Origin of the sequence: Bacillus sp. AY3-1, assembly GCF_008368785.1 — a bacterium.
Lineage (GTDB): Bacteria > Bacillota > Bacilli > Bacillales > Bacillaceae_G > Bacillus_A > Bacillus_A wiedmannii.
In genome coordinates this window covers 86,450-109,884 of the sequence record NZ_QORZ01000014.1, presented here as the reverse complement: position 1 = coordinate 109,884, position 23,435 = coordinate 86,450, and the positions used below count along the sequence as shown (strand labels likewise).

The 23,435-nt window shown below is 36.9% G+C and carries 24 protein-coding genes and 2 other annotated features; of the genes, 15 read left to right on the top strand and 9 right to left on the bottom strand.

Annotated elements, in window-relative coordinates:
- Positions 1 to 86: 86 nt before the first annotated feature.
- The 5 genes from cotY to DN389_RS09650 all read right to left on the bottom strand — a co-directional run bounded on the left by cotY (position 87) and on the right by DN389_RS09650 (position 4,632).
- Positions 87 to 557 (bottom strand): spore coat protein CotY, encoded by a 471-nt coding sequence (gene cotY, locus DN389_RS09670; RefSeq protein WP_001277699.1) that lies wholly within the window; start codon positions 555 to 557, stop codon positions 87 to 89.
- A gap of 142 nt (positions 558 to 699) precedes the next feature.
- The gene (locus DN389_RS09665; RefSeq protein WP_149237046.1) at positions 700 to 2,766 is read right to left on the bottom strand and encodes an ATP-dependent helicase; all 2,067 of its coding nucleotides are present in this window, start codon (positions 2,764 to 2,766) and stop codon (positions 700 to 702) included.
- A 99-nt stretch (positions 2,767 to 2,865) separates the two neighbouring features.
- Positions 2,866 to 3,288, bottom strand: a complete 423-nt coding sequence (locus DN389_RS09660) for a GNAT family N-acetyltransferase (protein ID WP_046957039.1) — start codon at positions 3,286 to 3,288, stop codon at positions 2,866 to 2,868.
- 1 nt (position 3,289) lies between these two features.
- On the bottom strand, positions 3,290 to 3,808 hold the full coding sequence (locus DN389_RS09655; RefSeq protein WP_000765870.1) for a YjcG family protein: 519 nt from the start codon (positions 3,806 to 3,808) through the stop codon (positions 3,290 to 3,292).
- A gap of 92 nt (positions 3,809 to 3,900) precedes the next feature.
- Positions 3,901 to 4,632: an alpha/beta hydrolase gene (locus DN389_RS09650; RefSeq protein ID WP_060489369.1), complete on the bottom strand. Its 732-nt coding sequence runs from the start codon at positions 4,630 to 4,632 to the stop codon at positions 3,901 to 3,903.
- 203 nt (positions 4,633 to 4,835) lie between these two features.
- On the opposite strand from DN389_RS09650, the gene DN389_RS09645 reads away from it, so the two are divergent.
- Both DN389_RS09645 and DN389_RS09640 read left to right on the top strand, forming a co-directional pair.
- Positions 4,836 to 5,747: a DMT family transporter gene (locus DN389_RS09645; protein WP_000808244.1), complete on the top strand. Its 912-nt coding sequence runs from the start codon at positions 4,836 to 4,838 to the stop codon at positions 5,745 to 5,747.
- A 75-nt stretch (positions 5,748 to 5,822) separates the two neighbouring features.
- Positions 5,823 to 6,218: a PH domain-containing protein gene (locus DN389_RS09640; protein ID WP_000395645.1), complete on the top strand. Its 396-nt coding sequence runs from the start codon at positions 5,823 to 5,825 to the stop codon at positions 6,216 to 6,218.
- Between the two features lie 24 nt (positions 6,219 to 6,242).
- Here the strand turns inward: DN389_RS09640 and DN389_RS09635 are convergent, their stop codons facing one another.
- A complete protein-coding gene (locus DN389_RS09635; RefSeq protein WP_060489373.1) occupies positions 6,243 to 6,641 on the bottom strand; it encodes an Ig-like domain-containing protein in 399 nt (132 codons plus the stop codon).
- A gap of 163 nt (positions 6,642 to 6,804) precedes the next feature.
- Complete coding sequence (gene putP, locus DN389_RS09630) at positions 6,805 to 8,283, bottom strand: sodium/proline symporter PutP (RefSeq protein ID WP_000107204.1); 1,479 nt, start codon at positions 8,281 to 8,283, stop codon at positions 6,805 to 6,807.
- Between the two features lie 306 nt (positions 8,284 to 8,589).
- Positions 8,590 to 8,827: a binding site (T-box leader), on the top strand.
- A 42-nt stretch (positions 8,828 to 8,869) separates the two neighbouring features.
- Positions 8,870 to 9,114, top strand: a binding site (T-box leader).
- A 52-nt stretch (positions 9,115 to 9,166) separates the two neighbouring features.
- On the opposite strand from putP, the gene trpE reads away from it, so the two are divergent.
- From trpE to DN389_RS09580, 10 genes are all read left to right on the top strand, one after another.
- Complete coding sequence (trpE, locus tag DN389_RS09625; protein ID WP_002108692.1) at positions 9,167 to 10,585, top strand: anthranilate synthase component I; 1,419 nt, start codon at positions 9,167 to 9,169, stop codon at positions 10,583 to 10,585.
- On the top strand, positions 10,582 to 11,169 hold the full coding sequence (locus tag DN389_RS09620; protein WP_000636339.1) for an aminodeoxychorismate/anthranilate synthase component II: 588 nt from the start codon (positions 10,582 to 10,584) through the stop codon (positions 11,167 to 11,169). Before trpE ends, DN389_RS09620 begins: the two co-directional genes overlap by 4 nt.
- Positions 11,166 to 12,191: an anthranilate phosphoribosyltransferase gene (gene trpD, locus DN389_RS09615; protein ID WP_046957046.1), complete on the top strand. Its 1,026-nt coding sequence runs from the start codon at positions 11,166 to 11,168 to the stop codon at positions 12,189 to 12,191. The genes DN389_RS09620 and trpD overlap by 4 nt, the downstream gene beginning before the upstream one ends.
- Before the next feature lies 1 nt (position 12,192).
- On the top strand, positions 12,193 to 12,954 hold the full coding sequence (trpC, locus tag DN389_RS09610) for an indole-3-glycerol phosphate synthase TrpC (protein ID WP_064056820.1): 762 nt from the start codon (positions 12,193 to 12,195) through the stop codon (positions 12,952 to 12,954).
- On the top strand, positions 12,951 to 13,565 hold the full coding sequence (locus DN389_RS09605) for a phosphoribosylanthranilate isomerase (RefSeq protein ID WP_000865138.1): 615 nt from the start codon (positions 12,951 to 12,953) through the stop codon (positions 13,563 to 13,565). The genes trpC and DN389_RS09605 overlap by 4 nt, the downstream gene beginning before the upstream one ends.
- Positions 13,562 to 14,755, top strand: coding sequence for a tryptophan synthase subunit beta (gene trpB / locus DN389_RS09600; protein ID WP_149237045.1), 1,194 nt, complete (start codon positions 13,562 to 13,564; stop codon positions 14,753 to 14,755). The genes DN389_RS09605 and trpB overlap by 4 nt, the downstream gene beginning before the upstream one ends.
- 3 nt (positions 14,756 to 14,758) lie before the next feature.
- Positions 14,759 to 15,535 (top strand): tryptophan synthase subunit alpha, encoded by a 777-nt coding sequence (trpA, locus tag DN389_RS09595; RefSeq protein WP_149237044.1) that lies wholly within the window; start codon positions 14,759 to 14,761, stop codon positions 15,533 to 15,535.
- 74 nt (positions 15,536 to 15,609) lie between these two features.
- Positions 15,610 to 15,969 carry a DUF4029 domain-containing protein gene (locus DN389_RS09590; protein ID WP_048567037.1) on the top strand — a complete coding sequence of 120 codons (360 nt, stop codon included), beginning with the start codon at positions 15,610 to 15,612 and terminating at the stop codon, positions 15,967 to 15,969.
- A gap of 115 nt (positions 15,970 to 16,084) precedes the next feature.
- The gene (locus tag DN389_RS09585; protein ID WP_149237043.1) at positions 16,085 to 17,584 is read left to right on the top strand and encodes an L-lactate permease; all 1,500 of its coding nucleotides are present in this window, start codon (positions 16,085 to 16,087) and stop codon (positions 17,582 to 17,584) included.
- 91 nt (positions 17,585 to 17,675) lie between these two features.
- The gene (locus tag DN389_RS09580) at positions 17,676 to 18,359 is read left to right on the top strand and encodes a DUF2278 family protein (protein ID WP_098057932.1); all 684 of its coding nucleotides are present in this window, start codon (positions 17,676 to 17,678) and stop codon (positions 18,357 to 18,359) included.
- Positions 18,360 to 18,373: 14 nt separating this feature from the next.
- Here DN389_RS09580 and DN389_RS09575 read toward each other — a convergent pair whose 3' ends face one another.
- Positions 18,374 to 19,207, bottom strand: coding sequence for a hypothetical protein (locus DN389_RS09575; protein ID WP_098057933.1), 834 nt, complete (start codon positions 19,205 to 19,207; stop codon positions 18,374 to 18,376).
- A gap of 197 nt (positions 19,208 to 19,404) precedes the next feature.
- Between DN389_RS09575 and DN389_RS09570 the strand changes: the two genes are divergently transcribed.
- Positions 19,405 to 20,175, top strand: coding sequence for a zinc ribbon domain-containing protein (locus tag DN389_RS09570; RefSeq protein ID WP_149237042.1), 771 nt, complete (start codon positions 19,405 to 19,407; stop codon positions 20,173 to 20,175).
- A gap of 19 nt (positions 20,176 to 20,194) precedes the next feature.
- The gene (locus tag DN389_RS09565) at positions 20,195 to 21,430 is read left to right on the top strand and encodes a TcaA 3rd/4th domain-containing protein (RefSeq protein WP_061672921.1); all 1,236 of its coding nucleotides are present in this window, start codon (positions 20,195 to 20,197) and stop codon (positions 21,428 to 21,430) included.
- Positions 21,431 to 21,469: 39 nt separating this feature from the next.
- Here DN389_RS09565 and DN389_RS09560 read toward each other — a convergent pair whose 3' ends face one another.
- Positions 21,470 to 21,898 carry a hypothetical protein gene (locus DN389_RS09560; RefSeq protein ID WP_000332417.1) on the bottom strand — a complete coding sequence of 143 codons (429 nt, stop codon included), beginning with the start codon at positions 21,896 to 21,898 and terminating at the stop codon, positions 21,470 to 21,472.
- A 199-nt stretch (positions 21,899 to 22,097) separates the two neighbouring features.
- Between DN389_RS09560 and DN389_RS09555 the strand changes: the two genes are divergently transcribed.
- Positions 22,098 to 23,432 (top strand): CoA-disulfide reductase, encoded by a 1,335-nt coding sequence (locus tag DN389_RS09555; RefSeq protein WP_048567044.1) that lies wholly within the window; start codon positions 22,098 to 22,100, stop codon positions 23,430 to 23,432.
- Positions 23,433 to 23,435 lie beyond the last annotated feature (3 nt).

Here is a 23,435-nt window from a genome sequence, read left to right as displayed (position 1 = left end):
ATTTTATGAAAAATACATAATAATAGCTTTTAAGCATGGATTGGGTGGCAGAACCACCCAATCCATGCTTAAATTAATATTTAGTTTTATATAGAAACATCACGTAAGCATTGAATAGCGCAGAAACAACTTAAATCAACAGTAATACAAGTAGATGTCGACACTAGCCTTGCATTTGGTACAGCTAAAAACGTACAGATTGGGTCGTCACCAGGTGGTACAGAGGTACCATCACCTAAAACTACAGTCAATACACGGAGTACAGCACAGTCATCATCATCTATACTTTCTACGCGGAAAATGGGAGATCGGCAACTAGTAAGGCTTGAAGATGGTGCAAATGCTTCAAAAGGTTCTCCAGTCTTTGTGTATAAAATAAAAGGACGTGTATTCGCTACTGATGCATTGTTATGTGCACCTAAAAATGGAACTTCGCAACCGGATCCACATGTTGTAGTTGCGCATTCTTGTAATTCATGTATAAAACGAACGACATTCGATACACAGTTGAAATCACAATCATGGTGATGATGGTCTTCGTTACAATTGCAGCTCATTATGTTCACTCCTTATCGTGAGTTCTGACATACACTATTACAATATGAATGAGATATGGTTGATATTACGTTAATTCTTACGATAAAAGCAGGGAATTTATATAGTAGGGATGTACATAATGCAATATAAAAAAAGACATCCTTATTTAGTGGATGTCTTTTCAGGTAAATCTTTTCGCGCAGTATATAAAAAACGAGATATATCTAATTTTTTTCCTCTAAAAAATTGCGGAGAGGAAATGTAAAGTTCTTCTTTCGCACGTGTAATTGCGACATAAAGTAGTCGACGTTCTTCTTCTAAAGCTTCAGAAGTCTCTGTAACACGATCATTTGCATCTTTTAAAGAAGAAGTATGGGGAAGAATACCATCGCTCGCTCCAAGTAAAAAGACGCATGGAAATTCAAGGCCTTTTGCGTTATGAATAGACATAAGCGAAACAGCATTTTTTTCCGGCATTGTTTTTAATGCTTCCATTTCTTTTTGACCTTGAATTGCTTCATCAATAAATTGTAAGTATGCTGGAATATCGGTGAAACGAGTTGCTGACTCCATTAATTCTTCTAACATTTCTTCTTGTATATCTTTATGCATTGTAAAGGAAGAACGATCGTTACTTTGTAAGTACTCTAAATACTTTCCTTTACCATGAATAATTTCTTTTAATGCTTTTTTCGGTTCTAATTCTTTTATAAATTTAATAAAATCGATACGCTCATTTACCTTTTTTACTTGAAAAGGTTTCAAGCTCGGATTTAATAATAAGAAATGAAGGAGAGAAGGGAACCGCCCCTCGCCATATTTCCATTGTTCACGTTCAATAAATGAAATACAATCATCACGCCCGATATACATAGTTGGCAATATATTTGAAAGTGATTCTAGTCGAAACGGTTCAATCACCAGTCTTAAATGATCTAATACAGGCTTAATTAAAGAATGTTCATAAAATGATTGACTCGCCCCGTGCTTAATAAACGGGATTTTGTGAATTGTAAGCTGATCAAGTAACGAACGGCTTACAGAATGTGTGCGATACAGTAAACAAAAATCTTTAAAGTTGCGTTCGCCGCTATCTACTTTTTCTTGAATGAGCTGCAAAATTTGATTTGCTTCATCAAGAGTCGTAGCAGGTCTTGCGTAAAAAGGTTGTACACCTTCTTCACGCACAGAATAGAGCTCTTTATCAAAACGCTCCTGGTTTAGTTTGATAACTTCATTTCCAAGCCCGACGATAAAAGGATTGGATCGATAATTCGTATTAAGTGCGATAATCGTAGTGTTATCAAATTCTTTTGGAAAAGATAAAATAATTTGGTGACTTGCTCCTCGCCAGCCATATATCGCCTGATCGTCATCACCTGCGATAAATAAATTATTTCTTGGCGTGGCTAACAATTTTACAATTTCATATTGTGCATACGATGTATCTTGGAACTCATCTACTTCAATATAGTGGAAACGTTGTTGTAATTGGGTAAGCAAAGGAACGTTATTTTCTAACATATAATATGTTTCTAATAAGATGTCATCGAAATCAATATAATTATATCGTTGTTTTACTTCTTCAAAACGCTCGTATACTTCTTTAAATTCTTGTTCAACGGGTGTTTTTGCTTTTACATCTTTCGGACGATTCAATTTGTTTTTCTCAAGTGAAATCATGGCGAGCATTGTTTCAGCATCATAATCGTCTTTTAGACGCAATTCTTTCAAGATTTTCTTTATCATAATTTGTTTATGTTTTTCGTTTGCTAAAATTTGCTGATTATATCCTTGACTACGAAGCAATTTTAAAAAGACAGAGTGGAATGTACCAGCAACAACGTAGCTACTTGCAGCACGATTCATACCTGGTAAATTTGCTACACGGTTTCGGATTTCTTCAGCTGCTTTTTGTGTAAATGTAAGCAATAAAATATTTCGTGGATGAACTTGTTTTACATTTACTAAATAACCTACGCGGGTTGTTAAAACAGATGTTTTCCCGCTTCCGGCACCAGCCAATGTAAGGACAGGGCCTTCTGTCGTTCGCACAGCCTCTAATTGTTTTTCATTTAAAAAAACATTTTGTTGTTCGAGAGCGCGAAAATACGCCGCATCTGCATCTTCTTCCATAATTAAATGGATAGATGTTTTCGGAATATGATATGTTGCACGCGGAATGTCAGCGTGCGTTAATGATTTTTGTGAAAATTTTTCTTGTGTCATATATTCACCTTCAAAACTATAGCATCAACATTTAACTTTAGCGGAAGAAAAAGAAAATAGCAATGTAAAAAACAGGAGGGGATACCTCCTGTTTTCAAATTACAATTCTTTTATCATAACGATGTGAGGAATATTTGCTTCCATGAATACATCAGAATGCGTTACATATCCAAGTTTCTTATAGAAATCTTCAGCATGTGTTTGGGCATGCAGCTTTAATTTTGGTAGCGAGTTTTCATTCGCATACGCTTCAAGTGCATCCATAACAATTTTTCCAATGCCTTTTTTACGATGGGAAGCTAGTACGCAAATGCGTTCCATTTTTCCTATTCCATCCAGTATGCGAAAACGACCAGCACCAACTGGAACATCATTATCATATATAACAACGTGTGTTGAAGTTTCTTCAAACTCATCATACTCTTCGTCAGCAGAAACTTGTTGCTCATTCACAAATACTTGCTTACGTACAGAGAATGCATCTCTTAGTTGTTCGTCCGTTTGTACGATCTGTGCGTGCAAATTAGTTGTTCCCCTTTCCAAGGTGGAATGTTTCGTATACAGTCCACGTTCCGTTTTCTAATTGATATAGAAGATGGAAGCGATCAATTGGTTGTTCATAATAGAAATCTTTCATACGTAATCGACCTAATACATCAGCATGCTCTGCATCGGATAAGCCTTGTCCGATTGTTAAATGAGGTACGAAAGCGTACTCGCGTTCTTGTATAAAGAATTCGCTATGCATCTCCTCATTTAAGAAAGTAAGTTCAGGTGTTTTTTCTACTTTAAAATAAAGAACATTATTAACAGGTGCGAATGAACCAACTTTTCCGACATGAAGGGTGAAAGGGTTCGTTTTACTTGCGATTGTATGTAACTCTTTTACAATCGATTCTAATTGTTCATCTTGCGTCTCAAAGGGTGTTTTCAATGTAATATGTGGCGGAACTAATGCGTAGTGCGGATCATAACGTTTACGCAATCCGTTCGCTTTATCTTGAATCATTTTAGATGGAAAAATTACAATGCCTAATTTCATGTTCCAATTCCTCCCTTTGTAAGTCTAGTTAGATTTTGAGAAAATAACTCTCTTAATCTATTATATCAAATTATTCTGAATACTGCTCTCTATTATTTCATTGATAGAATATGAGAGAAAGCTTTCGGTAAATCAGTTTGCCAATATTTCCACGTGTGGTTACCTTCGAATTCTTCGTAATGTGTGATGAAATTTCTATCTGTCAGAAGCGTATTGAGCTCACGGTTCGGCCCAACGAAATCGGATACTTGTCCATCAGTGCGTTTTACAGCTGTTTCTTCTGTCCCAATGACGTGATAAAGGTCTAGCGCCTCCGGATTTTTAAAGTCTTTTGCTAAGCTCATCACTGTTTCATCCACAAATGGTGATTGCATAACGACTTTACCGAATGTATGCGGATACATAAGTGCAGTCATGAAGGAAACTGTCCCGCCAAGAGAATCACCAATTAACACACGACCTTTTCCCATTTGGTACGTTGGATAATTTTCATCGATATATGGTGCAAGTTCATGAGCAAGGAAACGAATATACGCAGCGTTTTTCACTTCATTTGGGAAATATTTTTCTTTACGATCGTGTACATTTTTATATGGAATACCGACAATAATTGTACGGTCAATTTCTTCAGTTTCACGAAGGCGCTCAATTACACGGTGCGCTTTACCAAGCTGAAAATAATCTCTACCATCTTGTGCAATTACAACTGTATGTTTGTGCAGTGGTGTGTAATTTACTGGTAAGTAAACGAGAAGTGTAACATCTTCTTGAAGTGATGCGCTATAAAATGAAATTTCTTCAATTCTCCCTATTGTTTGATTCATGTAGATCCCCCTAAATAAAAATTTACTGTAATGATTGTAAGAGCGACGCTTGTAGTGAAAAAGAAAGAAATATTCACTAATAGGTGCTTTCGTTTCTATTTTACCATAATGGTACGAAGAATCTAAAAAATTAGTATTTAAGTTATGAAAGAAAACGGATATAATGAAGTGGGATTTTTGACAGGTGAGAGGGGAGACGGAATTTGAAACAGGAAAGATCAATCGCACTACCATTAGCAATTTCCATTATAGCCATTTCATTCGCAGCAGTTTTTGTAAAGATGTCCTCAGCACCATCTTCAATATTAAGTATGTATCGATTATGGATTATCGTACTTATTATGCTGCCTATCGTTTGGAAAAAACGTGAAGAGTTTAGTAAGATTCAAATAAAAGATTGGGGATTTTTAATTGGATCTGGTTTCTTTTTAGCGCTTCATTTTCTTTTGTGGTTTGAATCTTTAAAGCATACGACAGTTGCTAGTTCGACGATTATTTTAGCGCTTCAACCAATCGTATCTTTAGTTGGAGGTTTTTTCTTATTTAAAGAAAGAACAACATACTCAGCCATTGCGACAATGGGAATAGCGATACTAGGCGTAATGTGTATTGGGTGGGGAGATTTAGGGCTAAGTGAACAAGCGATTTATGGAGATATATTATCCTTTTTAAGTGTCATAGCGGTTGTCGGTTATTTATTTATCGGGCAAACAACAGTAAAGAAAGTATCACACTGGATTTATAGCTTTACAGTTTTTGCATTCGCCGGTATTTTTATGGGGATTTATAATATAGTATTGCAAGTACCTTTTACAGGTTATACGAAGTGGGATTGGACCGTTTTTCTTTTACTTGCGGTTGTGCCGACAGTGTCACACGTCATTAATAATTGGTTATTAAACTACGTAAATGCAACAACAATTTCGATGAGTATTTTAGGTGAACCAGTTGGAGCATCTATATTAGCGTTCTTCTTACTCGGTGAAAGACTAAATGCCATGCAAATTATCGGTAGCATGCTCGTATTGTTTGGTGTATCTGTTTTCTTACTACAGCAACAAAAACGAACAGCAAAAAATGTAGTAAATGAGCCTGCGTATACACAGGAATTATAATGTTAGAGGAGAAAAGAGAAGTTGTGATACTTCTCTTTTTGTTTTACAGAAATATAGGGGAGGAAGGGAAGTTTAATGGAATTTCCATCAAAAAAAGATATATGGTTATATCCGATTTTTTTCGTTGTCATTGGAGCGTGTGTTGCTCCTCTATTTGCAGGAAAAGAGTATTTTCTTTTATTTTTTACACTTCCGTTAGCAATATTATTTATGTGGAGTTGGTTTTCGACAAAATACATCGTCGGAGAAGAAACAATTACAATTAGATCAGGTCTCGTTAAAAAAAGCATATTTATACGAGATATAAAACAAATTTCAAATACGAAAAATCCAATAGCTGCTCATGCATTGTCATTGGATCGACTTGAAATTGTTTATGGCGCACATAAAACAGAAGTTATTTCTCCTAAAGATAAAGACCAATTCATCAATCTTGTTACAAGTAAAAATTCACACATTGAAATCAAGTAAAAGAGTGGCTAGGAAGCCACTCTTTTACTTTGGATTTGTCATATAAGGTTGTACATGAATAATACATAGGTCACGGAACTTTCCTTCAGTAGTTGTGACAATTACGACTGCTCTTCCGGCACTTTTTCCAGTAATCGTTACCGTATTACCTTTTGGATACATTGTGATAACATCAGCATTCATATTTGTCCAAATAAGTTCTTTATTCGTTGCTTGCACTGGCAAAACGGAAGCTGATAACTCAGTGCTTTGTCCAGTTCTTACTTTCAACTTATTTTTTTCCATATGAACACCAATGACTGAAATAACAGAAGGAGCGATTGAAATTTTAGGTGGGTTAGGTTGTATGTTCAAACAAGACGCAGAAGTATTTGTAATAGGTGAAAATTTTCGTGTTTGTTGTTGCTGGAAAGCTGCTAACATGTTGGAGTCCCCTTTCTGTATAAGTGCTGATAGTAATACTATAAAGGAGTAGTGTTATGTTTAATTTAACGAAACATAAAGAAATTGTTAAATTCGAGTAGAAGATTGTCGAACTTTCATAAAAAGAAAGCTCTGCTGATACGATAACAGCAGAGCTTTTCCTTTATAGATTATGACTATGTTGTTTTTCGAAATTCTCAAATTGCTCTTCAACTTCTTTTGAAGGTTGCGTTAGTAAACTAACAATAACGATTACTAGTAAACTAATAGTGAAACCAGGAATCATTTCATATAAGAATTCTTTTAAGAATTTGAATTGAGTCCAAATAATTACTGTAGCCGCACCAGAAATCATACCAGCAAGTGCGCCCCACTTCGTCATACGTTTCCAATATAAGCTTAATAAAATAGCAGGTCCGAATGAAGAACCAAATCCAGCCCAAGCGTATCCAACAAGAGCTAAAATCGTATCATTTTGTTTAAACGCTAAAGCGCATCCGACTAATGCGATAACAAGTACAGCCATACGACCGACAAATACAAGTTCTTTATCAGAAGCAGAACGTTTAAAGAATGTACGATATAAATCTTCTGTTATAGCACTAGAAGTAACGAGTAACTGAGATGAAATTGTACTCATAATAGCTGCTAAAATAGCGGCTAATAAAAATCCAGTAATAAGTGGATGGAATAAAATTTTTCCTAGTTCAAGGAAAATTGTTTCTGGGTTAGATAATGTCAACCCTTGTTGTGAATAGTAAGCAATACCGATAAGACCAGTAAACATAGCTCCGACAACAGAGAAAATCATCCAGCTCATACCAATTCTTCGTGCGCTTTTAATTTCTTTTACAGAGGAAATTGCCATAAAGCGTACGATAATATGAGGTTGTCCAACATAACCAAGGCCCCATGCGAATAAAGAAATCATTCCTAAAGTAGAGGCACCTTTAAAAATATCTAAACGTGTTGGATCTACAGATTGAATTGTATCAAATGCAGGTCCAAGTCCGTTCGAATTCATAATTGTTACGATAGGAACAAGAATAAGAGCGACTACCATAATGATTCCTTGCACGAAGTCTGTCCAACTTACTGCTAAGAAACCACCAAATAATGTGTAAGCGACAACAACGCCTGCAACAATGAATAATCCAACATGATAGTTCATGCCAAATGAATTTTCAAATAATACAGCGCCTGAAACTAATCCTGAAGCTACATAGAAAGTAAAGAAAATCATAATAACAAGTCCGGATACTAAACGTAGCATGTGAGATTTGTCGTGGAAACGGTGTTCCAAAAATTCTGGGATAGTAATAGAGTTATTTGCAATTTCAGAGTAGGTACGTAAGCGAGGAGCGACATATAGCCAGTTTGCGTATGCGCCTAGTGTCAGGCCGATCGCAATCCAACTACTACTTAATCCAACGCTAAACATTGCACCGGGTAAGCCCATTAAAAGCCAACCACTCATATCGGATGCTCCAGCGCTTAATGCTGTTACTGCGGGGCCTAATGTACGCCCGCCAAGCATATAATCTGTTAAGTTGGACGTTCGTTTATAGGCGAAATAGCCAATTACTAACATCCCGAGCATGTAAATAGAGATAGAAGTTAAAGTTAACATCTGCGTACTCATGTAGTTCCCCTTCCTTTTGTCATGTCTTTTGATGCGTTATGCATATTTATAATCTATCATGATTATTCTGAAAAATCCATACAGAAATACGAATTTTCAGAAATGTAAGCGTTTTTTGACATTGTTTTACTTTTTTAATATATAATATTCATGCAAAAAACCTTATTTTTAATAGAGTATTTATTATATTTACATAAAAAGAGGTTGTTTTGTCAATATAATATTGAAAGGAGAGAAAAATAAAATTCTTTTAAAAGTATTGACTTATGAAAAAAGTTAGGTCTATAATGAGTGCAACTTAAAAAAATGCAAGCGTTGATGAAGAAGAGTACACATGATGAACATGTCAGAGAGCTGATGGTTGGTGCGAATCAGTATGGGATTGATGTGGAATGGACTTCGGAGCTTCCAAACCGAAACGAAAGAAGTAGGCTTTGGCGACATGATCTCATCGATACAAGAGACACGTATTGTTTTTGATACGGTAAAGTGCGTTACATTTGTAACGAATTAAGGTGGCACCACGGGAGTACCCGTCCTTTCTATAGGATGAGTACTCCCTTTTTGTGTACAAAAAATTAAATAAATGAAATCGTTTAAGTAAGAAGAGTACGTATATTGGAGACGTTACAGAGAGCCGGGGATAGGTGGGAGCCCGGTGCGGTGCCATATACGGAATGGGCTTACGAGAGGTATGCTGAACAATTATTTTCAGTAGGCAACCCGGGTTCCGCCGTTACAAGGATAAGGTATATATTTTGTACCTGAACAAAGCGGGATGCTTTTGCGTCCAACATGAGGTGGTACCACGGTAAAATTATCGTCCTCTACATATTTTCGATATGTAGGGGACTTTTTTATTTTTCAGATTGAGGTGAAAGGCATGATGACAAAAGAGGAATTTATGAAGCAAAAAGAACAGGGAAGAGCATTTTTAGTAATCGCTGAAGAAGAAGGAGATAGCATTACGCCAATTTCTTTATATAGACGTATGAAAGGAAAGAAAAAGTTTTTATTAGAAAGTTCGCAGCTTCATCAAGATAAAGGACGCTATTCTTACTTAGGATGTAATCCATATGGTGAAGTGAAAAGTGTTGGTACGGAAGTAGAACGAACGATTTACGGCCAAACAGAAAAGCTGCAAAGTAACGTACTACAAGTGTTAGAAGAAGAAATCGCGTCAGCTCAAGTAGACAGTCCATTCCCGTTTTGCGGAGGAGCAGTTGGTTATATTGGTTATGACGTCATTCGGCAATATGAAAACATTGGAGCAGATTTACACGATCCATTGAATATTCCGGAAGTACACCTTTTACTGTACCGTGAGTTTATCGTGTATGACCACTTACGCCAAAAATTATCATTTGTATATGTATGCAGGGAAGACGATTCAGCTTCTTATGAAGAAGTATATGAAAGATTGCAAGTATACAAAGAGGAAGTATTACAGGGAGAAGAATCTGAAGTAACTGAAATAAGATCAACATTATCATTTACTTCTTCAATAACTGAAAAAGAATTTCGCGTGATGGTAGAAACGGCGAAAGAACATATAAGAGCCGGGGACATATTCCAAGTCGTACTGTCACAGCGTTTGCAAAGTGAATGTATCGGTGATCCATTCGCGTTATACCGAAAACTTCGAATCGCCAATCCATCACCATATATGTTCTATATCGATTTTCAAGACTATGTTGTACTCGGTTCCTCGCCAGAAAGTTTGTTATCAGTAAGAGACGATAAAGTGATGACGAACCCAATTGCCGGTACGAGGCCGAGAGGGAAAACGAAGCAGGAAGATGCGGAAATTGAAAAAGAACTGTTAGAAGATGAGAAAGAACGAGCGGAGCACATGATGCTTGTAGATCTTGGGCGAAATGATATTGGCAGAGTAAGTGAAATTGGATCCGTGACGATAGATAAATATATGAAAGTAGAAAAATACTCCCACGTTATGCACATTGTATCTGAAGTTTACGGAATATTACGAAAACAAATGAGTGGATTTGATGCATTAGCGTATTGCCTACCAGCAGGAACAGTGTCGGGAGCTCCGAAAATTAGAGCGATGGAAATTATAAATGAGCTAGAGAATGAAAAAAGAAATGTATACGCAGGTGCAGTTGGATACGTTAGTTTTTCAGGGAATCTTGATATGGCGCTCGCCATTCGAACGATGGTCGTAAAGGATGAAAAAGCATATGTTCAGGCAGGAGCGGGAATTGTTTATGATTCAGACCCAGTAGCTGAATATGAAGAAACGTTAAATAAAGCGAGAGCGCTATTGGAGGTAATGAAATGATTGTACTAATTGATAATTATGATTCATTCACATATAACTTGTATCAACTGTTAGGTGAATACGAAGAAGATATTGTAGTCGTAAGAAATGATCAAATAACGATAGAACAGTTAGAAGGGATGAACCCAACAGGAATTGTGCTATCACCAGGACCAGGAAAACCAGAGGATGCTGGCATTTGTATCGAAGTGATTCGTCATTTTTATAAGAACGTTCCCATATTAGGGATTTGCCTTGGTCATCAAGCAATTATATCAGCATTTGGAGGAGACATTGTAAGAGCAGAACGCATTAAACACGGTAAAACATCACGTGTAAAACATAATGGAACTTCAATCTTTTCATATGTAACACAGCCATTAACGGCGATGCGCTACCATTCCCTTGTTGCAGCGCAAACGAGCTTGCCAGAGTGTTTTGACATACTAGCGACAGCGATGGACGATGGAGAAATTATGGCAGTTCGTCACAATTATTATCCGCTATTCGGATTACAGTTTCACCCGGAATCAATCGCGACAGAAGAAGGTGGAAAGTTAATACGTGCCTTTTTAACAGAAGTGAAGGAGGAGGAAAGAGTATGAATAACTATCTTCGTAAATTAGTGGAGGGACAACATTTAACAGAAGAGGAGATGTATAGAGCAGGGCTTCTTTTATTAAATGAAAACATATTGGAGAGTGAAATTGCAGCTTTCTTAGTATTACTGAAAGCGAAAGGTGAAACGGCAGAAGAAATATACGGCCTTGTTCGAGCTCTTCGTGAAAAGGCATTACCGTTTTCGAACCATATACAAGGAGCAATGGACAATTGCGGGACAGGTGGTGACGGTGCCCAAACGTTTAATATTAGTACAACATCGGCATTTGTACTGGCAGGAGCTGGCGTAAAGGTTGCAAAACATGGTAATCGAGCTGTTTCTAGTAAAACAGGAAGTGCAGATTTATTAGAAGAACTCGGTGTAAATATTAGCAGTACGCCAAACGAAATTGATTATTTATTAGAGCATGTCGGCATCGCATTTTTATTCGCACCAGCGATGCATCCAGCATTAAGACGCATTATGAAAATAAGAAAAGAATTGAATGTGCCGACGATTTTTAACTTAATTGGTCCTTTAACAAATCCGGTAAATTTAGAAACACAATTTGTCGGCATTTATAAACGAGATATGTTACTACCAGTTGCGCAAGTATTACAGAAACTAGGCAGAAAACAAGCGCTTGTCGTAAACGGAAGTGGATTTTTAGATGAAGCATCATTACAAGGAGAGAATTATGTTGTCATTTTGAAAGATAATGAAATAGTAGAAACGAGTATTGAACCTAAGAAATATGGTTTCTCAATAGTGAAAAACGAAGAGATTAGAGGCGGGGATTCGAAAGAAAATGCAAAGATTACGCTCGGAGTATTAAGCGGAGAAAAGAATGTTTACCGCGATACAGTTTTATTAAATGCAGGTCTAGCCCTTTTTGCAAATGGAAAAGCAGAAACGATTGAAGAAGGAATTACACTAGCGGCATATAGCATTGACTCTGGAAAAGCATTAGCCAAACTAAACTTATTAATTGCAGCAAGTAATGAAAAATTAGAAAGGGTGAATTAACGTGGGGACGATTTTAGATAAAATTGTAGACCAAAAGAAAAAGGAAGTTGCGGCATTATATGAAACGTATACACCATTAAAAGAAAGTAGAAAGACATATTCACTTGTAGAAGCATTACAGCAGTTTACTGTCATTGCAGAAGTAAAGCGAGCATCACCATCAAAAGGAGATATTAATTTACACGTTGATGTACGAAAACAAGTGAAAATATATGAAGAATGCGGCGCAGGAGCAGTATCTGTTTTAACAGACGGTCAATTTTTTAAAGGGTCGTTTCACGATTTACAAACGGCAAGAGCAGAAAGTAACATTCCGCTTCTATGTAAAGATTTCATAATTGATAAGATTCAAATTGATAGGGCGTATGAAGCTGGAGCAGATATTATTTTATTAATTGTAGCGGCGTTAACGAAAGAAAAATTAAAAGAGCTGTACAGCTACGTACTAGAAAAAGGATTAGAAGCAATTGTTGAAGTTCATGATGAGCAAGAATTAGAAATTGCAATCCAATTAAATCCGCACGTTATCGGCATTAACAACCGTAATTTAAAAACATTCGAAGTCGATTTAAGCCAAACAGAAAAGCTTGGAAAACGATTAAACGAGGAGAGATTACTTTGGATTAGTGAAAGTGGGATTCATTCAAAGGAAGATATTATCCGTGTTAAAAAAGCTGGAGCAAAAGGTGTGTTAGTTGGAGAGGCACTTATGACATCATCTTCTATTCATACCTTTTTTGAAGACTGTAAGGTGAACATATGAAAGTGAAAATTTGCGGCATCACTGATGTTGAAACGGCAAAACGTGCTTGCGAATACGGAGCTGATGCACTCGGATTTGTTTTTGCAGAAAGTAAGCGAAAAATCACTCCAGTGCTAGCGAAAGAAATCATTCAGGAGCTTCCAACAAACGTGTTAAAGGTTGGTGTTTTCGTAAATGAATCAGTAGAAGTGATCGAGAAAATTGCAGATGAATGTGGGTTAACGCATGTGCAACTACATGGGGATGAAGACAATCATCAAATCAGAAGATTGAATATTCCGTCTATAAAATCACTTGGGGTAACTTCAGAGAGTGATATGAAAAATGCTCAGACATATGAAACGGATTATATATTGTTTGATAGCCCGAAAGAAAAGTTTCACGGAGGAAATGGAAAGCAATTTTCATGGGAGTTACTCGCACATATGTCAAAAAAATTGCGAGAGAAAACGATATTAGCTGGTGGATTAAACGCTTTTAATATAGAAGAAGCGATTCGAACGATTCAGCCATACATGGTCGATGTAAGTAGCGGAGTGGAGACAGAAGGAAAGAAAGATCTAAAGAAAATAAAACAATTTATTATAAAAGCGAAGGAGTGTTCCAAATGAACTACGCACATCCAGATGAAAAAGGTCACTACGGTATATACGGAGGACGATACGTTCCAGAAACGTTAATGCAATCTGTATTAGAGCTAGAAGAAGCATATAAAGAAGCGATACAAGATGAAGCGTTTCAAAAGGAATTAAATCATTATTTAAAAACGTACGTCGGAAGAGAAACACCGCTTTATTTCGCTGAAAATATGACGAAGTATTGCGGCGGTGCAAAGATTTATTTAAAACGTGAAGATTTGAACCATACAGGAGCTCATAAAATTAACAATACAATCGGTCAGGCACTACTTGCAGTACGAATGGGCAAGAAAAAAGTTGTCGCTGAAACAGGGGCAGGACAACACGGAGTGGCAACCGCTACTGTATGTGCCCTACTCGGATTAGAATGCGTCATCTTTATGGGAGAAGAAGATGTGAGACGTCAAAAATTAAATGTGTTCCGAATGGAATTACTCGGAGCTAAAGTAGAAAGCGTAGCGGCAGGTAGCGGTACATTAAAAGATGCGGTAAACGAGGCGCTTCGCTACTGGGTTTCACATGTACACGATACACACTACGTTATGGGATCCGTTCTTGGACCACATCCATTCCCGAAAATTGTTCGTGATTTCCAAAGTGTAATTGGGAAAGAAACGAAAAAACAATATGAAGCGTTAGAAGGGAAATTACCAGAGGCAGTCGTTGCATGTATTGGTGGTGGTAGTAATGCGATGGGCATGTTTTATCCGTTCGTACACGATGAAGAAGTCGCTCTTTACGGCGTAGAAGCAGCTGGAAAAGGTGTTCACACAGAAAAGCACGCAGCGACTTTAACGAAAGGAAGCGTTGGTGTTTTACACGGATCGATGATGTACCTTCTGCAAAATGAAGAAGGACAAATTCAAGAAGCGCATTCTATTTCAGCGGGACTCGATTATCCAGGTGTTGGGCCAGAACATAGCTTGCTAAAAGATATTGGCCGCGTTTCTTATCATTCGATAACAGACGCAGAAGCGTTAGAAGCATTTCAATTATTAACGAAAAAAGAAGGGATTATTCCGGCGTTAGAAAGCTCACATGCTGTCGCATACGCATTAAAATTAGCGCCGCAAATGAATAAAGACGAAGGACTTGTCATTTGTTTATCTGGCCGCGGGGATAAAGATGTAGAGAGTATAAAACGTTATATGGAAGAGGTGTAAAAAATGGGAGTAGAAAAAATTAAAGCAGCGTTTGAAAATGGTAAGAAAGCATTTATTCCGTATGTAATGGGCGGAGATGGTGGCCTTGAAAAATTAAAAGAAAGAATTCGTTTTCTAGACGAAGCAGGAGCGAGTATCGTTGAAATCGGCATTCCGTTTTCAGATCCAGTCGCAGACGGTCCAACGATTCAAAGAGCAGGGAAACGAGCGTTAGATAGCGGTGTAACAGTAAAAGGTATTTTTCAAGCATTAATAGAGGTAAGGAAAGAAGTACAAATTCCGTTTGTACTCATGACATATTTAAATCCGGTACTCGCATTCGGAAAAGAACGATTCATCGAAAACTGTATAGAAGCAGGTGTAGATGGCATCATCGTTCCAGACTTACCGTATGAAGAGCAAAATATTATTGCCCCGTTACTTCGAGAGGCAAACATTGTGCTAATTCCACTCGTTACAGTAACGAGCCCAATTGAGCGAATTGAAAAAATTACGAGTGAATCAGAAGGGTTCGTTTACGCTGTTACAGTAGCGGGCGTAACAGGAGTACGTCAAAACTTTAAAGGTGAGATTCATAGTTACTTAGAAAAAGTAAAATCACATACACATTTACCGGTAGTGGCAGGGTTTGGTATTTCAACGAAGGAACATGTAGAAGAAATGATTACAATATGTGATGGAGTAGTCGTTGGAAGTAAAGTCATCGAGCTGTTAGAAAATGAAAAGCGAGAAGAAATATGTGAATTAATACAGGCAACAAAACAAAAAGAAGAGGCATAAGTCTCTTCTTTTTGTTTTACGTAATAAATGTTAAAATATACAGAAAATACATATAACTTAGAGGGTGAGAAAGCATGCTAAGACGTAAACTACTATATCTTCTTCTAACTGTACCATTATACGCTTGGCTTATTAGCATGACGAAAATAGAGGTGATGGCTCTATTTTTAGGATATGTATTCATCTTTTCCAACTTAAATCGCATTCAAGAGCAATCTATTTTAGAAATATGTATATTTTCGATTAGTATAGAACTATTTAGTATCGTTTCGATTGTATTATTAAACGAATTATTTCGCTGGATCCATTCATTTGAATTAATGAAATTTGGAAATGTTGTATTGCAAGTAATATGTGCTTATATTGTGTTTGTTGTGTTAGACAAAATAGTCAGACAGCAGACGGTTTTTCAGGATAATAGAAAATGGGAGTAATTGAAAAAGGAGCTAAATGGCTCCTTTTTTGAATCTGTTGCAAAAACAATTGAAATTTATGACATCTGTTATATAATAGTTAAAAATTGTATTTTTAATGAAAAGAGATGATAACATGGCCATATTGTTGGCACTTATCCCAATTATGATGATTTTCATTTGTTTATTTTTATTTAAACAAACGTCATTAAGGTCCTCTTTAATCGCTTACGTTGTGTCTGTTGGAATCGTTTTACTCTCGCCAACGTTTCAACTAGGGATAAGTGAAACTGTGCACGCAACGATTAAAGGTTGGTTAATTTGTTTTATTGTCGGGTACGTGTTGTTTTTCGGTATTTTTTTATTTCACCTCATGAACAAAATGGGGTACATCGATCAAGTAGCGCGTTTTTTAGAAGAAGTGACGCACGATCGTTTATTACAAATGCTCCTTATGTGTTTTGGTATTTGTCCGCTAATCGAATCAGTAAGTGGATTCGGAATTGGCTTCATGGTTGCAGCACCTATCTTTCTATCATTAGGCTATAAACCGTTTCAAGCTGTACTACTTTCATTTATTGGTTTACTAGCTAGTTCATGGGGCGCAATGGCAACTGGTACGATTATCGGTTCGCAGCTTATAAATATGCCGCTTACAACACTTGGCACGAATACGGCACTACTAAGCATTCCGATGTTTGCTTATTTCATCATTCTTTCTTTACACGTTGTTGGCGGTTGGCAGGCGGTTATTGAAAAGTGGAAGGAAGGATGCGGTTTCTTTCTATTATTTTCTCTCGGAATTTATCTTTCTAACGCATATGTAAGTGTTGAACTAGCAGGTATATTAAGTTCTATCGTTACAATTGCATTTGACTTTCTTATCATTAAATTAAAAGGGAAAAATGAACAAAATCTTATAACAGAACATGCTGCGGCAACGGAGAGAGAAGTATCTATTATAAAAATTATTAGCCCTTATATATTCTTAACCGTTTGTATTTTACTTTCTCGCCTTGTACCAGCATTACATGATGTATTCAGATCATATGCAGTCCTTGATTTAAAATCATATTCTTATAAACTGGAGCTACTATATTCACCAGGATTTTGGCTCGGTATGACTTGCCTATTTACTATTATTTTCTTCCGCATTCCATCTCATATTATTAAACAATCACTCTCGCAAACGATAAAACAATGGATTCCATTTGCAATTACGACGACGATGTTTATCGCCATTTCAGAACTAATGGGTGCATCTGGCATGCATTCATTACTGGCAAAAACAGCTGGTGACACATTTGGAACGTTTTTCGTTTTCGTTGCTCCGTTTATCGGCGGAATCGGTGGCTTTTTAACAGGTAGTAACGCAGGATCAAATGCGATGTTCATAAAACTACAAATGCAAACTGCGCAAAACGTAGCACTCCCGTGGCAATACGTCACAACACTGCAAAACACCGCATCATCAGTAGCGACAATCGCTTGCCCGTCAAGGATTACACTGGGTGCGTATTTATGTAACATCCCTTATCGTGAAAATGAACTATTAAAGAAGACGACGTTAATGATTTTGGGTGCGGTGTTACTTGTGGTCGTAGAGGTTATTTTTTGGTATATGTTGAGAAAATAAGAAATCCTCCTGAGAAAGGAGGATTTTCTTTTTATATGGATAATGCCTTAAGTATGAAAAGCTTCTACTAAATGAATAGGAGATGAAATGTATGCCCCTAAAAAAATACGGCGTGTTAAAAGGTACAGTTATACAATCAAAGATTGGAAAAGGGAAAACACCTCATTATCAAGTTCATTTACAAGGCGAAGCAGAAGTTGATTATCGTATTGCAATTAACGTGAAATCGCAGAGTTATCCGTCAGAAGTTTTATATTTTGCGAGTGATAATATTAGGTCAGAGGCGATTCATATTTTACCGACATTACCGTTCGGTTTTACAGAAATAAAAAACAATGAACCGAAAGTAGCTTTAGACTACGTAAGAGGTAATGTATTTGATTCGAAGCAAATGATTCCTTTACCAGCTGAAAAAGCAGGAGTGGATAATGATTTAAATGAAAAAATAGAGCGTTATATAAAACGAGCGATAGAAGAAAAAGCAATTATTTATGCGTTCGGTGAAAGATGGGGACCAGAAGAAAATACACCTGATTCTTACTTTCATTTCGAGCCAGGAAACGGGATACACGATATTCATATGAATCAAGGGAATGTAGAGAAATGGAAAGGTGATAATGGTATATGGCAAGACGGGGGAATACTCATTCACTTTGAAAAGGAAGAAGAATGGGTTGGTATCTTTCTTGCCTTCCAGTCGCAGTCATGGTGTACAGATGAAGAAGGACATGCTCGCGTTCCGGTTGAGCATTGTGATTATAAGAACAATAGGTGATGAGAAGAGGGCGTTCAAAACGAACGCCCTCCTCTTATTTTATAAAATCCAAAACTAACAAGTGTAGAAAGACAAGAGAACAGCAGAGCCACACTAGAAAACGCAATGAGGTACATATTATACTTCATCACTTTTCCAATGAGCTGGTTACTGTCGTACTGAAATAGTCCTGCTATTATGTTGAATAAAAATAACACGATAAACATGACGATAACACCGTCTATTGATCCTTTAATATCTGGTTTACTTAAAGCGATATGTGCAGAAATACAAATGGCGATAAATAAAAATAACCAAAAAGAAGGATTTAATAAATTACTTATTGTAAATAAGCTTTTCAATAATACAAACGTCGACAAGAGCATGTTTTGAACCATTTCTACATTAATAGAAGTAGAAGCGATTGTTTTTTCGAGAGTTGTATTAAATAAGAAATATGAATTTGGTACGAAATAGCGCATTAAAAGGATTAACGCAGTAATACCGGAAATAATAGGACCGATTCCAATGAAGAAGTTCCCAATTCGTTGATATACACTTTTTTGATTGTATTGATGTTGTACGTATCCTAAAGCACCTTGACTTGTATCTGTTGGGAAAAACTGCGTTGCTACAATTTTATGACGAAAAAGTACACACATAATGGCATGTCCAAGTTCATGAATAGGAACACCGATCCACGCCGTTAAAAGGAATCCTTTTCTTCCGAAAGCTCTCGACCAATACATGCGTGTTAATGATTCTAAATAGCCTAATAGAAATCCAATTACAATGATAACGCCAATTAAGGAAAATAATTGGATTACGCTTGTAAGGAGTATTTGAAAAATTGAGTTTACTAATTCCATTGCCTGTCATCCAATCTGTTAAAAATGTTATTTGTTCTGTTTCATAATAGCATTATTTTTCAAGATTGCTAGCACATATATTTTCATTTGAAAGAAGGATTTCATAATCTTTTTCTTGTAGTCATGTTTTATGTACAAAGTCATATATTGAATTTGTAACACCCTATACGGTATCTGCTTAAGGGGGGAATGCGAGAATGAAATGTCCGGCGTGTCATACGGAAAATACAGCAGAGGCAAAATTTTGCGGGAATTGTGGACATTCGTTGACGGAGGAAGTAGTAGCGAGTGGTGCACAGGAAGAAGGTGAGCAACAGGAACGCGTAGCTTTAGCAAAGGAAACGGTAGAGCAAGCGAAGCGATTTGCGAGTGGATATTTTCAGTTTTTTAAACATGCTTTCAAAGCACCGACAGCGATTATGAAAAGCGGCAAGGTTGAAGTGCGAAATGGAATTGTAAGTCTTGTTCTTATTTGTTTTTTAGGAGCATGTCTTTTTTATAGAATGATGAGTGCTGCAGCAGCTGTTACGAGAACATTTGCACCAGATATACCTACTCCTACATTCTTTTTGGACACTGTAACGGTCTTTTTATTTTTATTAATTTTAACTTTATTTGTCGGATTTATTATTTTTGTAAGCGGTAAGATGATGAAAGCATCTTTTTCGTATCTTGAAGTATTCGGTATATGGGGAACGATAGCAACTCCGGCAATTGCTATATTAGTTCTTTCTTTTCTTTTTAGTTTCTTATTAATCTTTTTCTTACCAATTTTATTAGGGCTGGCTACAACGTATATGGGAATTAGTATAATTGTAGCTACAGTAAAACTAGATAACGGCGGATTAGATCCTATTTATACACTTCTTATCGCAAATGTTTTAATCGGAATTGCAACATTCATTGTACTGTGGTCTTACATTAGCACGATAATTCAAACCTTTACACAGGGAATAACTGGCTTCTAATGAAAAGGTGGTTGAATGGATGAATGTATGTACAAAGTGTGGGACTCAGTTTGAAGAAGGTGTGCAATTTTGTCAAAACTGCGGGATGAAGAGGGGAAGTCCTGTAGTAAAGAAGAACATGAGTGGTGGTGCAAAGGTTGGCATTACACTGTTAGCACTATTTGTTATAGCGATTGTCGGACTCTATTTATACGGATCATCGTATTATAAGCAGTCGGCACAAGTAGACCGGATGATTACGATTTTACAAGAGAAGGACGGGGAGAAGTTAGCTGAAATCGTCACGGCAGATGATCCGTCAGTTGTTGTAACGAGAGAGAGTCTAATGCCACTCTTTTCGTATATAAAAGAAAATCCATCTTATGTGAATGAATTGAAAGAACATTTGAGGATAGATAAAAAACAAGGGAACGGAATCGAAAGAACAGACTTTTCGTTAACGAAAGACGGAAAGTATTTCTTTTTATTTGATCGGTATAAATTGAAAGCAAAGACGTATTATACGACGTTGCTTTCAAATGAAAAAGGTGCAGCTTTAAAAATGAACGGAAAAGAAATTGATAAAACAGATGACAAAAAGTTTGAGAAGCAATATGGACCGTTTCTTCCGGGAACTCAAATGTTTCAAGCAGAATATAAAAATGACTATGTGAAACTATCACGTGAAGAAAAGGTTGTACTTATGAAACAAGGTCAAAATAACGTAACGATAGATTTAACGTTGCAAGGTCAATATATTACTGTCCAAACGAACGTGCCTGGTGCAACATTGTACGTGAATCAAAATCCAGTTACAGCGCTGGTTGGAGAAGAAATTACGTGGGGGCCTGTAGCGACTGATGGAAGTGCGACGATTTATTTAGAACGAAATGGAGAAAATGGAAGGGAAACGACGAAGGTAGAAACGGTAACGGCATTTCCTTCGTATAATCTTCCATTCCAGAAGAAGAGCTCGGAAAAAACAGTTGTTTACAATGTTACTCCGCCAGCTACGACTCGGTATGTATATAATGGTTTTATCTTCCCTGATAGTGATATTCGAAAACTAACGAGTGCGGACTTAGCATATTTATCGAAAGAACAGTTGAAAATAGCGAGAAACGAAATATACGCAAGACATGGACATATGTTTCAAACGAAAGACATGCAAGCGTATTTTTCAAAGCAGTCTTGGTATAGAGAAAATCCATATTTTGCAGGAAAGCTAACGGATATTGAATCTTATAATGTTGAACTCATCAAATCAAGAGAATAGAATACGTGAAAAAAGGTACAGTGCATAACTGTACCTTTTTTATGGTTTTTTATCTGAACCAGGATCCCTTGAGAAAAAGATATGAAAGAGGAACGTGACTTTACTTGCTCCTCCTGATGTACTTGCTTGCACATCAGATAAACCATTAGATGTTAAAACACCTTCAGAATGAGGGGGTACGACTATTTTGAGAGTATCATCTGATTCTGATGATGCAGTAACTGTTATTGTATCATCAGATAAGTTCAAAATTTTTACAGTGCCGATTGGTAAGATGGACTTGCCAGCGTGTGATGCTGAAGCGAAGCGAGAGCCTTTCCAAATCGTTTGTGGGAAAGTCTCATCATTAGATAACCAAGCACGAGCACTATAAATGGTTGCGTTAATAGAGAATTCTTGATCAAGCGACAAGGCGGGTTTTGGTTCTTTCGGTTCCTCTGGAGTTTGAGCGAGAAGGCCGGCGCACATGTATGTTTCACCTACTTTCAATTGTTACTGTTATAGCATATTAAACATGTTGTTTATAAGACACGACGGTTACCTATTAAAGTATAGGTTTGTGCACCAAATTTGAAGTTGAAATTCTCTTTCTTTACAATGGAAGTAGGTGTTATTTCTAAAAAATATGGAAAACGTAAAGAGTATGTAAAAAAGAAGGAGTGGTAAAGTGAACTATGTCATTATTGGCGGAGATGCAGCTGGTATGAGTGCAGCTATGCAAATTGTTAGAAACGATGAAAATGCAAATGTTGTAACGTTAGAAAAAGGTGAAATTTATTCGTACGCGCAGTGTGGATTACCGTATGTCATTAGTGGTGCTATCACTTCAACGGAAAAATTAATCGCGCGTAATGTAAAGACGTTTCGTGATAAATACGGAATTGATGCGAAAGTGCGTCATGAAGTAACGAAAGTAGATACGGAAAAGAAAACGGTGTACGCAGAGCATACGAAGACGAAAGATGTTTTTGAATTTCCGTACGATCGATTATTAATTGCGACTGGAGTGCGTCCTGTTATGCCAGAATGGGAAGGTCGAGATTTGCAAGGCGTTCATCTTTTAAAAACAATTCCGGATGCTGAGCGCATATTAAAAACGCTAGAAACGAGTAAAGTTGAAGATGTAACGATTATTGGCGGCGGTGCGATTGGACTGGAGATGGCAGAAACATTCGTCGAACTTGGTAAGAAAGTAAGAATGATTGAGCGAAATGATCATATCGGTACGATTTATGATGCAGATATGGCTGAATATATACATAAAGAAGCAGATAAACACAATATTGAAATTTTAACGAATGAAAATGTGAAAGCATTTAAAGGAAATGAAAGAGTGGAACAAATTGAAACGGATAAAGGGACGTATAAAGCAGATCTTGTTTTAGTATCGGTTGGAGTGAAGCCAAATACTGATTTTCTTGAAGGAACAAATATACGTACAAATTATAAAGGGGCAATCGAAGTAAATGCATATATGCAAACGAATGTGCAGGACGTATATGCAGCTGGTGATTGCGCAACACATTACCACGTTATAAAGGAAATTCATGATCATATCCCGCTCGGAACGACTGCTAATAAACAAGGCCGACTCGCTGGACTGAATATGCTTGATAAACGAAGAGCATTTAAAGGTACGTTAGGTACAGGTATTATTAAATTTATGGATTTGACGCTCGCAAGAACAGGTTTAAATGAAAAAGAAGCAAAAGGGCTACATATTCCGTATAAAACAGTCAAAGTAGACTCCACAAATATGGCGGGCTATTATCCAAATGCGAAACCACTTTACTTGAAATTATTATATCGTTCTGACACGAAACAATTATTAGGTGGACAAGTAATTGGAGAAGAAGGTGTAGATAAACGAATTGATGTGATCGCAATGGCACTTTTCAATAAAATGAGCATTCACGATTTAGAAGATGTCGACTTAAGTTACGCACCACCATATAACAGCGTTTGGGATCCAATTCAGCAAGCGGCAAGGAGAGCAGAATAGCAC